The organism is uncultured Algibacter sp. (genome assembly GCF_947487605.1).
Lineage (GTDB): Bacteria > Bacteroidota > Bacteroidia > Flavobacteriales > Flavobacteriaceae > Algibacter_D.
The window spans coordinates 194,927-208,766 of record NZ_CANKXK010000005.1 but is presented as its reverse complement, the minus strand read 5'-3'; the positions used below and the strand labels follow the sequence as shown (position 1 = coordinate 208,766).

11 protein-coding genes are annotated in these 13,840 nt (G+C 33.7%); 10 read left to right on the top strand and 1 reads right to left on the bottom strand.

Annotated elements, in window-relative coordinates:
• From tilS to Q0739_RS07710, 3 genes are all read left to right on the top strand, one after another.
• Nucleotides 1-1,311, top strand: a complete 1,311-nt coding sequence (gene tilS / locus Q0739_RS07720) for a tRNA lysidine(34) synthetase TilS (protein ID WP_298238139.1) — start codon at nt 1-3, stop codon at nt 1,309-1,311.
• Nucleotides 1,312-1,376: 65 nt separating this feature from the next.
• Nucleotides 1,377-2,996, top strand: coding sequence for an adenine deaminase (gene ade, locus Q0739_RS07715; RefSeq protein ID WP_298238138.1), 1,620 nt, complete (start codon nt 1,377-1,379; stop codon nt 2,994-2,996).
• 121 nt (nt 2,997-3,117) lie between these two features.
• Nucleotides 3,118-4,071, top strand: coding sequence for an alpha/beta fold hydrolase (locus Q0739_RS07710; protein WP_298238137.1), 954 nt, complete (start codon nt 3,118-3,120; stop codon nt 4,069-4,071).
• A gap of 1 nt (nt 4,072) precedes the next feature.
• Here Q0739_RS07710 and Q0739_RS07705 read toward each other — a convergent pair whose 3' ends face one another.
• Nucleotides 4,073-4,534 (bottom strand): Lrp/AsnC family transcriptional regulator, encoded by a 462-nt coding sequence (locus Q0739_RS07705; RefSeq protein ID WP_298238136.1) that lies wholly within the window; start codon nt 4,532-4,534, stop codon nt 4,073-4,075.
• A 170-nt stretch (nt 4,535-4,704) separates the two neighbouring features.
• On the opposite strand from Q0739_RS07705, the gene Q0739_RS07700 reads away from it, so the two are divergent.
• The 7 genes from Q0739_RS07700 to Q0739_RS07670 all read left to right on the top strand — a co-directional run bounded on the left by Q0739_RS07700 (nt 4,705) and on the right by Q0739_RS07670 (nt 13,825).
• Complete coding sequence (locus tag Q0739_RS07700; RefSeq protein ID WP_298238135.1) at nt 4,705-5,646, top strand: NAD-dependent epimerase/dehydratase family protein; 942 nt, start codon at nt 4,705-4,707, stop codon at nt 5,644-5,646.
• 13 nt (nt 5,647-5,659) lie between these two features.
• A complete protein-coding gene (kbl, locus tag Q0739_RS07695; RefSeq protein ID WP_298238134.1) occupies nt 5,660-6,847 on the top strand; it encodes a glycine C-acetyltransferase in 1,188 nt (395 codons plus the stop codon).
• Between the two features lie 177 nt (nt 6,848-7,024).
• Entirely contained in the window at nt 7,025-7,486 is a 462-nt protein-coding gene (locus tag Q0739_RS07690) for a (2Fe-2S)-binding protein (protein WP_298238133.1), read from the top strand.
• Between the two features lie 23 nt (nt 7,487-7,509).
• Nucleotides 7,510-9,729, top strand: coding sequence for a molybdopterin cofactor-binding domain-containing protein (locus Q0739_RS07685; RefSeq protein WP_298238132.1), 2,220 nt, complete (start codon nt 7,510-7,512; stop codon nt 9,727-9,729).
• A 160-nt stretch (nt 9,730-9,889) separates the two neighbouring features.
• Nucleotides 9,890-10,924 (top strand): XdhC/CoxI family protein, encoded by a 1,035-nt coding sequence (locus Q0739_RS07680; RefSeq protein WP_298238131.1) that lies wholly within the window; start codon nt 9,890-9,892, stop codon nt 10,922-10,924.
• Nucleotides 10,911-11,531, top strand: a complete 621-nt coding sequence (locus Q0739_RS07675; RefSeq protein WP_298238130.1) for a nucleotidyltransferase family protein — start codon at nt 10,911-10,913, stop codon at nt 11,529-11,531. Before Q0739_RS07680 ends, Q0739_RS07675 begins: the two co-directional genes overlap by 14 nt.
• Nucleotides 11,528-13,825, top strand: coding sequence for an FdhF/YdeP family oxidoreductase (locus tag Q0739_RS07670; RefSeq protein WP_298238129.1), 2,298 nt, complete (start codon nt 11,528-11,530; stop codon nt 13,823-13,825). The genes Q0739_RS07675 and Q0739_RS07670 overlap by 4 nt, the downstream gene beginning before the upstream one ends.
• Nucleotides 13,826-13,840: the final 15 nt, after the last annotated feature.

Here is a 13,840-nt window from a genome sequence, read left to right as displayed (position 1 = left end):
GTGCAAAAGCAGTTCCAAAAACATATTACAAATAAGCTTCAGTTTCTAGTTCAAGGCAAAATTCTAATTGCTATTTCTGGTGGGATAGACAGCGTGGTGTTAACCCATTTATGTCATAAATCAAAGCTTAATATTTCACTAGCACACTGCAATTTTAATCTAAGAAGAAAGGAAAGCGATACCGATGAAGACTTTGTTTTACAATTAGCCAAAGATTTAGATTTAGAAGTATTTGTACAACGTTTTGATACCGAGTTGTATGCAAAAGATAACAAACGCTCCATACAAATGGCAGCACGCGAATTGCGTTACGCATGGTTTGAAGAATTAGCAGAACAATTAGGGTTCGATTATATACTAACCGCACACCATGCAGACGATAATCTCGAAACATTTTTAATCAATTTCACCAGAGGTACAGGGCTTGAAGGCCTAACAGGAATACCAGAAATAAATGAAAAATTTGTACGTCCATTATTACCCTTTTCAAGTCATGCTATTGTAGCTTTTGCAGAAGAAAATAAAATTAAATGGCGAGACGATAGCAGCAACAAATCCGTTAAATATCTGCGAAATAAACTGCGTCATGAAGTCATTCCTATTCTAAAAGCCATCAATCCAAGTTTATTACAAAGTTTTCAATCTACTTTAGAAAATTTAAATGACACTGCAGATATTGTTGAAGAAAGCACCAATGCTGTTTTAAAACGTGCCATTGAAACTATGGATGAAAATCATGTAGCTTTTAAGGTTTCAGAATTTAAAAAGTTAAACAATCCAAAAGCCTATTTGTTCGAGTCGCTTAAAGAATTTGGATTTACAGAATGGAACGACGTTGTCGATTTATTAGATGCCGAAACAGGAAAGCAAGTGTTTTCAAACACACATCGATTAATTAAAAATCGAGAACACTTATTGTTAAGTGAAGTAAAGCAAACCGACCACCAAGAAATTTTAATCACTTCCGAAGAGGATAAGAAACAAACACCATTTGGCACCTTGTTTTTTGATGAAGCCGATGCTGTTTTTGGTACAGGCTCTAATATGATTTTTGTAGATAAAAATGCGTTAAAGTTTCCTTTAACGATTCGGAAATATAAAGAAGGCGATGTGTTTTACCCATTAGGAATGACAGGTAAAAAGAAGATAAGTAAGTACTTTAAAGACGAAAAATTATCACTCTTAGAAAAAGAAAACACATGGTTATTATGTTCTCGCGAAGCTATTGTTTGGGTTATAGGTAGAAGAGCAGATAATAGGTTTAGAGTAGCCGAAAACACAACACAAATTTTAAAAATAGAATTGAAGTAGGAGCGCTCCAGCATGACCTGTCAGGTTTTTAAAAACTTAGAGGTCTAAATTAAGAATTTAAAAATATGACGCTACAAGGCAACATAGTCGATATAATAAACAAACGCATTTACAAAGGTGAAATCACTTTTGAAAACGGAAAGATTCTAACTATACAGGAAAAAGACCATAATGTAAATCATTACATTCTTCCAGGGTTCATTGACGCGCATATTCACATAGAAAGTTCTATGCTTGTTCCATCAGAATTTGCAAGAATTGCTGTTAAACATGGTACGGTAGCAACCGTTTCAGACCCACATGAAATAGCAAATGTATTAGGAGTTGCAGGTGTAGAGTTCATGATTGAAAACGGAAAGCAAGTCCCTTTTAAATTTAATTTTGGAGCACCATCTTGTGTGCCTGCCACTAATTTTGAATCGGCGGGAGCTACTATTGATTCAGAAGGTATAAAAACACTTCTAGAAAATCCTGATGTTAAATATCTTGCGGAAATGATGAATTATCCTGGAGTCCTTTTTGATGATGACGAGGTGATGAAAAAAATAGCTTGGGCAAAACATTTTAATAAACCTGTTGACGGTCATGCGCCAAGTGTTAGAGGTAATGATATTTCAAAATACATAAACGCAGGCATATCAACCGACCATGAATGTTTTACTTATGATGAAGCTCTAGAGAAGCTTCAAAAAGGCATGAAAATCTTAATTCGAGAAGGGAGTGCTGCTAAAAACTTTGATGCTTTAATTGATTTGCTGCCAGAACATTTTGAAAACATGATGTTATGTAGTGATGATAAACACCCCGACGATCTGCTTGTTGGTCATATTAATCAACTATGTGCAAGAGCTGTTTCAAAAGGGATAGATGTCTTTAAAGTATTGCAAGTAGCTTGTATTAATCCAGTCAATCACTACAATTTAGATGTTGGTTTATTAAATGTTGGAGATGAGGCAGATTTCATTGTTGTTGAAGATTTAAAAGCCTTTAAAACGCTTCAAACTTACATTAATGGCGAATTGGTGTTTGATGATGGCCAATCGTTAATATCAACTGTGCCTTTTAAAATTTTAAATAATTTTAATTGTAATAAAAAAGAAGTTTCAGATTTTATAGTACCATCTTCAGCAAAACAAATTCGTGTTATTGAAGCTTTAGAAGGACAATTGGTTACCAATGAAATTTTAGAAGCGTCTCGTATTCAAAAAGGAAATTTAGTTTCAAACATTAACAAGGATATTCTAAAAATGACGGTAGTTAATCGTTATGAAAATCAAAAACCAGCCATAGCATTTATCAAAAATTTCGGCTTGAAAGAAGGTGCAATTGCTTCTTCTGTTGGTCACGATTCGCATAATATTATTGCAGTTGGTGTTTCAGACGAAGCCATTTGTAAAGCTGTAAATTTAATCATTGAAAACAACGGAGGCATTTGTGCTATTTCTAATTCTGATGAAATAATAGTACCACTTCCTGTTGCGGGAATCATGAGCGATAAAGATGGAGCAACTATAGGAAAGCAATACGCAGAATTAGATAAAATGGCTAAAACTTTTGGAAGTAAATTATACGCACCATATATGACTTTATCGTTTATGGCATTATTAGTAATTCCATCGCTTAAGTTAAGCGATAAAGGTTTATTTAACGGAACAGATTTTAAATTTACTTCATTGGAGTTATAATGAGAGCTAAGATTTATTTTTCGCGCAAAGATGCTAAATCCCAAAGTAAAAAAAGAAAAAACATTTTATTATAAACGAAAACTGAGACAGCGACTGTTAACTAAAACCGTCAACTTAAAACATGCCAATAATAAAATCAACCTATAAACCGCCATTTTACTTTAAAAACGGATTCATTTCAACGGTGTATTCTGGATTAATAAGACGTATTTCATTAAGTCAAGAACGCGAACGCATTACTTTAAATGATGGCGATTTTTTAGATTTAGATTGGAGTTTTTCTAAAGAAAAAAGTGATGCGCTTATTATACTATTACATGGTTTAGAAGGTAATGGACAACGGCCTTACTTAACTGGGGCAGCAAAGTTATTTAATGCGCATGGAACAGATGCGGTTTGCGTAAATTTTAGAGGCTGTAGTGGAGAAGATAATTTGAAGTATTACAGTTACCACTCTGGTGAAACTAAAGATTTAAAGGCGGTTATAAAACATGTTATTGCCAACAAAAAGTATTCAAAAATTTATTTAAAAGGCATCAGTTTAGGAGCTAATGTTATTTTAAAATACTTAGGCGAAGGGAACTTGATTCCAAAAGAAATTAAAGCGGCAATTGCGGTTTCTGTACCGTGCTATTTAACGGGTTCAGCAAAAGCGTTGCATGCTTTAAAAAATAAGTTATACCACGATAGATTTTTAAGGCATTTGGTTAATAGGTTAAAAACAAAGCAAAAACGTTTTCCTGAATTATTAAGTAATGAAGCACTTAATGCAATCAAGACATTAACAGATTTTGATAATGTGTACACAGCAAAAGCACATGGCTTTGAAGACGCTTTGGACTATTATATAAAATGCAGTAGTTTACAGTTTCTCCCGAATATAAAAATACCAACTTTAGTTATTAATGCATTAAATGACTCTTTTTTGTCTCCGGAATGTTATCCTGTAAAAGAAGCAAAAAATAATCCTGATTTGTATTTGGAAATGCCTAATCATGGTGGACATGCTGGTTTTATTGACAGAAAGAATGTGTATTATAATGAGAAGCGTGCACTAGAATTTGTTACCAGATAATCTATATATTAAACTCTGATGAGTGTTTTATATCTTTTAAAACAAAAGTACTGTTTAGTACACCAATGTTTTCAATTTTGGAAAGTTTATATTTTATGAAATTATGATAGTCTTCAAGTCCTTTAGTGTTTATTTTTAAAATAAAATCTACTTGTCCAGCCATATGATAGCATTCTTGTACTTCATCTAAATTCTGAATTTGTTCCTCAAATTTTTCAATAAAAGCTTCGCTATGATATCGCATAGATACTTGACAAAATGTGGTTACAGAGCGTTCTAATAAATTTTTGTCTAAAATGGCAACATACTTTTTTATAAAACCTTGGCTTTCTAGTCTTCTAATTCTCTCGTAAATAGGAGACGCTGTTAAATTCAAAATTGTTGCAATTTCTTTTGCTGTTTTTTTGGAATCATTCTGAAGAATTCTCAAAATAGTGATATCGGTGTCATCTAATTTCTCCATTATCTTTTAAGTAAAATTTATTGTTATGTGTATTTATTTATAAGCTATGAAGTAAAAATAATTAATATGAATGTTAATTTTAGTAAATTTTACTTAAATTTTTTGGTATAGTAATTATTAGTGTTGTTATGTTTAATTTTGATAGTAATTAATGCTTTAATGTTTATTTTATGATTTTAGTAATTGGTGCTAACGGACAACTAGGAACAGTGCTAACTAAAGCCCTTCAGAATAAATATGGATTGGATAACGTCTTAGCTTCAGATGTTGCTAAAAAAGAAGGGTTTAATGGCTTGTTCGAAATTATTAATGCAACAGATTTAGAAAGAATTAGAGAGGTTGTAAAGAAATATAATGTAACTCAGGTTTACCATTTGGCAGCTATATTATCAGCTAAAGGTGAGGCAAATCCGTTGTTAAGCTGGGATATTAATACAAAAACGTTTTTAAACGTGTTGGAAGTATCCAGAGCAGAAAACGTTAAAAAGGTATTTTATCCAAGTTCAATAGCTGTTTTTGGAAATAATGCACCTAAATTGAAAACGCCTAATAACACCTCTTTAAATCCAGAGACTGTTTATGGAATAAGTAAGGTAGATGGTGAAAACTGGGCAAAGTATTATTTTGATAAATATGATTTAGATGTTAGATCTTTAAGGTTTCCTGGTGTAATAGGGTATCAATCTTTACCAGGAGGTGGCACTACTGATTATGCCGTAGATATTTATCATAAAGCAGTATTAGGTGAAAATTTCGATTGTTTTTTAAATGAAGACACTATACTTCCCATGATTTTTATGGATGATGCTATTGATGCCACTCTTAAATTAATGGAAGCTCCAAAAAAAGCAATTAAAACCCGAACCTCATACAATATTTCTGGAGTTAGTTTTTCTCCTTTGGATATTGAATTAGAAATTAGAAAATATTATCCAGAGTTTAAAGTTAATTTTAAACCAGATTTCAGACAAAAAATTGCTGAAAGCTGGCCTAAAACCATAGATGATTCTGAAGCACAAAATGACTGGAATTGGAAACCAAGTTTCAATGTAAGTACCATAACAGAAATTATGATTCAGAAGTTAAAAGAACAATATCACATAGCAATCTAAAACAAGAAAAGTAATGTATTCAAATATAAAAGAAGATTTACAAAGAGAACTAAACGAAATTAAAAACGCAGGGTTGTATAAAACAGAACGTGTTATTACAACACCTCAAGGCTCAAAAATAAGCACAACTAATTCTACAGAAGTTTTGAATTTTTGTGCTAACAACTATCTGGGGTTATCATCTAATCCAGATGTTATTGAAGCAGGAAAAAATGCGATTGATTCGCATGGTTATGGTTTGTCATCAGTACGATTTATTTGTGGTACGCAAGACATTCATAAAGAATTAGAAAAGAAGACAGCTGCTTTTTTAGGAATGGAAGATTGTATTTTATATGCTGCTGCATTTGATGCTAATGGAGGACTTTTTGAGCCACTTTTAGGTTCTGAAGATGCCATTATTTCAGATGCATTAAATCACGCATCAATTATCGATGGTATTCGACTTTGTAAAGCGAAACGATTTAGATATGACCATAATAATATGGAAGCTTTAGAAGAACAGTTAAAATTGGCTAATGATAGTCGCCGTAAATTAATTGTTACAGATGGATCTTTTTCTATGGATGGAACCATTGCACAGCTAGATAAAATTTGTGATTTAGCAGACAAGTACCATGCTATGGTTATGGTAGATGAATGTCACTCTACGGGGTTTATAGGAAACACAGGAAGAGGTACACATGAGTACAGAAATGTTATGGGTAGAATCGATATTATTACCGGTACCTATGGAAAAGCCTTGGGTGGCGCATCTGGCGGTTTTACAGCAGCTAGAAAAGAAATTGTTGAACTTTTAAGACAACGATCAAGACCGTATTTGTTTTCAAACACAGTAGCACCTTCAATAGTTGGAGCTTCTATTAAAGTTTTAGATTTAATAAGTAATTCAACTCATCTTTGTGATAAACTAAAGGAAAATACTAAATACTTTAGAGAAAAAATGACTAACGCTGGTTTCGATATTGTGCCAGGAGATCATCCAATAGTACCTGTAATGCTATATGAAGCAACATTGGCTCAAGAATTCGCATCAAAACTACTGGAAGAAGGCATTTATGTTATTGGTTTCTTTTATCCTGTCGTACCAGAAGGAAAAGCTAGAATAAGAGTGCAGTTATCTGCAGCTCACGAAAAAAATCATTTAGACAAAGCTATACAGGCTTTCGTTAAAATAGGTAAAGAACTTAAAGTGCTATAGCATATTTCAAAATTAAAATTCTTGTTAGTAAAGCCATGTTAAATATAATATGGCTTTTTTTATATTAAAAATGTATGATTGATGATTTATTTGCACTTAGTTAAGCCCTTGTTAAAATTATAGATTCAATTCTTTATTAATTACTTTTTTTATAATTTAATGCAAAATATAGATAACATGCCAACATTCAACTTAAAAATTAACAACGAAACCCATACTGTAGAGGCAGATATGGACACCCCTTTACTTTGGGTGCTTAGAGACCAAATAGACCTAGTAGGTACAAAATACGGATGTGGAATAGGACAATGTGGTGCTTGTACAGTACATGTAGATGGTACTGCAACACGCAGTTGTTTATTACAAGTATCGCAAGCTGAAGGTATGAATATTACAACAATTGAAGGACTTTCAGAACATGGCGACCATCCCGTACAACAAGCTTGGAAAGAAGTTGATGTTCCGCAATGTGGCTATTGTCAAGCAGGACAAATCATGACGGCTTCAGCATTTTTGGATAAGAACCCAAACCCAACAGAAACTCAAATAAGAAACGCCATGCATGGAAATATTTGCAGATGCGCCGCATACAATAATATTGAAGAAGCTGTTAAAGTAGCTGCTGAAAAATTAAGTTAATTAACCTATAAAAAATTTAAAAAATGGCAACTTCAAAACAAATGACATTTAGCAGAAGGTCTTTCTTAAAATCATCAGCTTTAGCTAGTGGAGGTATGATAATAGGTTTTAACTTATTTAATGCATGCAAATCCGACGTAAAACCTTCAATCGATTTAAGTAAATTAAATTACAATGATTTCAATGCCTTTATAAAAATTTCTCCAGAAGGAAAAGTTACCATATTTGCACCAAATCCAGAAATTGGACAAGGTGTGAAAACCTCAATGCCTATGCTTATTGCAGAAGAATTAGATGTGGCGTGGAAAGATGTATATGTAGTTCAAGGCGATTTAGACACCAAAAATTTCACAAGGCAATTAGCAGGTGGTAGTCAATCCATACGCTTGGGTTGGGAGCCACTGCGGCAAACAGGTGCTACAGCAAAACAAATGTTGGTTAATGCCGCTGCTGCAAGATGGGGTGTTGATGCCTCAGAATGTAACGCAAAATTAGGAGTGATTACAAATGCAAATGGAGAAACCCTAGGTTATGGCGATGTGGTGTCTGAAGCTGCACTATTAGAAGTTCCAGAAAACGTTACATTAAAAGACTCAAAAGATTTTACCATTATTGGTCAAGGTAAAGGAAATGTAGATATTGATAAAATTATAACTGGGAAACCCTTATTTGGGCTAGATTATAAAGAAGAAGGTATGTTGTATGCTACAATTTTAAGGCCACCAGCATTTGGACAAATTTTAGACTCGTTTGATGCTGCTGCTGCAAAAGCAATACCGGGTGTTATTGATGTGATTACCATTGGAGAAAAAGCAAAAGCCTACATAGAGGATGGACCTAATAGCTGGACAGCAAGGTTTAATGATCATGAAAAAGTTGTAGTTATTGCCAATAATACTTGGAATGCCATAAAAGGCAAGAAAGCTATTAAAGCTACTTGGAAGGAAGAATCACCGCTTGAAGATACTGCACTACATGACAAAAAACTTAATGCTATATTAGATGGTAATACATTTTCAACCATGAGGTCTGATGGTAATGTAAAAAAAGCATTTGCTAATGCAGATACTGTTTTTGAACGTACTTATGAATCGCCTTTTTTACCGCATAGTTGTATGGAACCTATGAACTTTTTCGCTAGCGTAACACCAGACAAAGTGCATTTAGTTGGACCTACTCAAACACCTGCTGAAGCTGCTAAAATAGTCTCTAAACTTTTGGATAGAGATATAGATGATGTGCATGTGGAAATGACAAGAATGGGAGGCGGTTTTGGAAGACGTCTTTATAATGATTTTGTTTGTGAAGCTGTAGAGATTTCAAATACGATTAAAAAACCAGTAAAAATGGTCTCTACCAGAGAAGATGATATAGCTACAGGTATATATCGTCCAGCCAAGAAATACAGGATAGCTGCATCTTTGAAAGAAGGAGAAATAACTGGATATCATTTAAAAGAGTCTAATATTGATAGTAATATGTATGGATTAATTCCGCACTTTTTCCCCGCGGGAGCCATAGAAAATTATCAAGTTGATACTGCTAATTACAGAAGTAATATCTCAACGGGAGCTTGGAGAGCACCATACACAAATTTTTTAGCTAGTGCAGAGCAAAGCTTTTTTGATGAACTTGCAGAGGAAATGGGTGTAGATCGTATTCAATTGCACATGGATTTATTGGATAAAGCAAAAAATAATCCAGACCCAAAGATTGATTATAGCCCAGAACGTTTGCAAGGTGTATTAAAATTAGTTGTAGATAAATCAAATTGGGGGAAAGCAGAAGAAGGTGTTTATCAAGGGCTTTCAGTTTATTATTGTCACAATACTCACGTAGCCGAAGTTGCAGATATAGTAATGGAAAATGGATTGCCACTAGTAAAAAAAGTGACTTGTGCTGTAGATTGTGGTGTTGTTGTTAATCCTTTAGGTGCATTAAATCAAATAAAAGGTGGTATTATTGATGGTATAGGTCATGCGATGTATTCTGATTTTGGATTCAATAATGGCATTCCGCAATCTAATAATTTTAATACATACCAATTAATTAGAATGGGACAAACGCCAAAGGTAGATGTACATTTTATTGAAAGCGATATGGCTCCTACTGGATTAGGAGAACCAACTTTACCTCCCGTTGGTGCTGCAGTTGCTAATGCTATTTATAAAGCTACAGGGAAACGTTTAAGAAAGCAGCCTTATATGAGTAATATGAATGTTGAAGAAACAGTTTTAGGATAAATTAAATATTAAGAGATAAAAGACTATCTAAAAAGTAAGATTTTAACTTATTGTCACATGAACTGCAGTCAAAATATATTGGAATTCAGAATCATAAGTTTTCGACTGGTCTAAAATAACATTTTTAATTACTTAGTAAATCGTTTTTTACTTCATATAGATGACACACGAGTTTAAAAATATTGTAGCAGAAGGCATCAAAGCGAAAGAGAGCGGAGTAAACTCTGTCATGGCTTCGGTCGTAGCATTGGATGGATCATCATACCGCAGACCAGGAGTAAGGATGCTCATTTTAGAAAACAATAAGATGATTGGTGCGGTTAGTGGAGGCTGTGTTGAGAAAGAAATTCTAGTTCAATCACAATCTGTTTTTAAAACAGGAATATCAAAAATAATGACTTATGATGGTAGGTACCGATTGGGTTGTGAAGGGGTGTTATATATTTTGATTGAACTTTTTAATCCAAATAAAGATTTTGTAAATGCTTTTTCTGAATGTTTAAAAAAGCGTCAATCATTTAATTTATTGTCATATTACGAAAAGCAAGAAGGGGGTAGTTTAAAATATGGATCTGTTGTAGAAATTGATAACCAATCTTTTCCTCTAAATACATTAAATAATTTAAAAAGTGAATTGACGCTTTCAGTTTTTAAACAAACAATGCCGCCATGTTTTAAGCTGGTAATAGTTGGCGCCGAACACGATGCTGTTCAACTCTGTCAATATGCAGCACTTACGGGTTGGGAAGTCACTATAGTAGCAGGTGTTAAAGAACATAAATCTATTAAAGAGTTTTTTGGAGCTCATGCATTTTACGCAACTACACCAGAAGCTTTAGACGTTTCAAATATAGATAATCAAACAGCCATAATACTGATGACTCATAATTTTGCTTATGATTTACGCTATTTGGTGGCTCTAAACAAAACAACACCAAACTACATAGGTTTATTAGGCCCCAGTAAAAGACGCGATGATTTATTATCTCAATTTACAGAATACTGTCCAGAGATATCAGATAAATTTTTAGAATCTATTCATGGGCCAGCAGGCTTGAACATAGGTTCTGAAACGCCTCAAGAAATTGCTGTCTCAATTGTTGCAGAAATATTAGCCTTTACTAGAAAACAATACCCTATGTCTCTTCAAGAAAAAGTAGGTAGAATTCATTCCAAGTCTAGTGAATCAAAATAAACCGAATATTTCCATTGTTATTCTAGCTGCTGGTGCTTCAAGTAGAATGGGAAGCCCAAAACAATTGCTTAAATGGGGTAATGACAGCTTATTAAATCATACTATAAAAACAGCTTTAAGAGTTGATGTTTCTGAAATCATTGTTGTTTTAGGAGCTAATTGTAAATTGATTGAGACTGACATTAAACAGCATCCAGTTACTATTTTAAAGAACGAAAATTGGAAGTTAGGTTTGGGTAAATCCATAGCTTTTGCTACTGAGTATGTTATAAATTCGAATTCAAAAAGCCAAGGAATTCTTGTTACACTGGCAGATCAACCGTTAATAAATTCAGATTATTTGAATGAAATGATTCAAGACTTTTCTCCTGATGAAAGTCAAATAATTGCAACAGCTTATACTGATGAGAAAAAGGGCGTCCCAGTGCTTTTTGATGCGGTTTATTTTGAAGAGTTGACAAAACTTAGTAATGATGAAGGTGCTAAAGCGCTTCTTAAAGCTTATGATTCTTTTGTAAAAACTTTAATACCTCCTGTAAAAAATGTAGATTTAGATTCCAAAGAAGATTACGAAACTCTTCATAAAGCGAATTTTAAAACTAAATGAGTACAACATCAAAAGAAAAAGCATTAACACCAGAAACTTTTGAAAACCTAAAAAGCACTAAACCACAAGTAAATAGTGTAGGGTTTAAAAGTATTGCTACGGCTATAGGTCAGGTTTCTAAGTATATGAATACCGCTGATGCACTCAAATTAGCAACAAAAATGAATCAAAAAGGAGGTTTTGATTGTCCAGGTTGTGCATGGCCAGATCCTGATGATGAACGTTCTTCTTTAGGTGAATTTTGCGAAAACGGTATTAAAGCTATTGCTGAAGAAGCTCAGAATAAAACGATTGGTGCTGATTTTTTTGAAAAGCATAGTGTTGATGAACTATCCAGTTGGTCTGATTTTGAAATAGGTAAGTCTGGGCGTTTGGCAGAGCCTATGTTTTTACCAGAAGACGCAACACATTATCAACCCATGTCTTGGGAAGCTGCTTTTGAAAAAGTAGGACAGCATTTAAACGCGCTTGATAATCCAGATGAAGCAGTATTTTATACATCGGGAAGAACAACCAACGAAGCGGCGTTTTTATATCAGTTATTTGTTCGCGAATTTGGTACATCCAATTTACCCGACTGTTCAAACATGTGTCATGAAGCAAGCGGAAGTGCTTTGTCTGAAACTTTAGGAATAGGTAAAGGTTCCGTAACCTTAGACGATTTATATAAAGCTGAGGTGGTTCTGGTAGTTGGACAAAACCCAGGAACAAATCATCCTAGAATGCTTACTGCTTTAGAGAAAACTAAAAAAAATGGTGGTAAAATAATAGCTGTTAATCCATTGCCTGAAGCAGGGTTAATAAAATTTACCAATCCGCAAAGTCCAGTAAAGCTTTTAACTGGTGGAACCCAAATAGCTGATGCCTTTGTACCGATTACAATTAATGGAGATGTTGCTTTTTTTAAAGCGATACTCTTAAAATTGTTAGAGCAAGAAGAAGCCAAAGGTAATGTATTTGATACCGCATTTATAAATGAATTTACTCAAGGTTATGATGCGTTTATAACAGATTTAAAAACCTATGATTTAGATGAATGTCTGAAAGCCTCTGGAGTTTCAGAAGCTATTTTTACTGAAGTTTTTGATTTAATTCTAAACAACAATAAAATCATTATTTGTTGGGCAATGGGCTTAACCCAACACGAAAATGCAGTAGATAATATTCGCGAATTAGTAAACTTGCTATTGCTAAAAGGAAGTATAGGAAAAGAAGGTGCAGGAACCTGTCCTGTGCGAGGACATTCTAATGTACAGGGCGATAGAACAGTTGGAATTTGGGAATCTGCACCCCAGGCGTTTCTCGATAAAATTGAAACGAAATACGGTTTTAAGCCAACAAATAAACATGGTTTTTCTGTTATTGATGCTATTAAAGCTATGTATGAAAAGAAAGCTAAAGTCTTTATTGGAATGGGAGGTAATTTTATCTCAGCAGTTCCAGATACATTGTATTCTGCCCAAGCATTAGCAAATTGTAATTTAACGGTACATGTTAGTACTAAATTAAATCGTTCGCATTTAGTTACAGGAAAAGAAGCGCTGATTTTACCATGTTTAGGACGTACAGAAAAAGATTATCAAAAATCTGGAGAACAAGTGCAAAGTGTTGAAAACTCTATGGGTGTGGTGCATACTACAAAAGGAGTTTTAGAGCCTTGTTCTGAAAATTTATTAAGTGAAGTTGCTGTGGTTTGTGGAATAGCTCATGCTACATTAAAAGCACGTTCTAAAGTTAGTTGGTTGCAATATAAAGATGATTATAATCTAGTAAGAAACGATATTGCTGAGGTAGTTGAAGGGTTTACGGATTATAATAAAAAGCTAAAGCAACCTTCGGGTTTTTATTTGCCTAATGGCGCACGTATTAGAAAATTTAAAACCAAAACAGGAAAAGCTAATTTTACAAAAAACAACCTACCAAAATGGCAATTAAAAGAAGGAGAACTGGTGATGATGACTATTAGAAGTCATGATCAATTTAATACCACTATTTACGGGTTAGATGACAGATACAGAGGGGTTTTTAATGAACGACGTATCATTTTTATGAATCGTGGAGATATGAAACTACGCAGTTTAGAAGCACACGATGTTGTAAATCTAAAATCAGAATACAATGGTGTGATTCGTGAAGCCAATAATTTTAAAGTCGTAGGTTATGATATTCCAAAAAACTGTTGTGCAACTTATTTTCCAGAAACAAATGTATTAGTGCCTCTTGAAAGTTTTGCTCATACAGCAAAAACACCAGCATCAAAGAGCGTGAAGATAACAGTTGAAAAAGTGCAGTAATTCTCGTAATTTTAA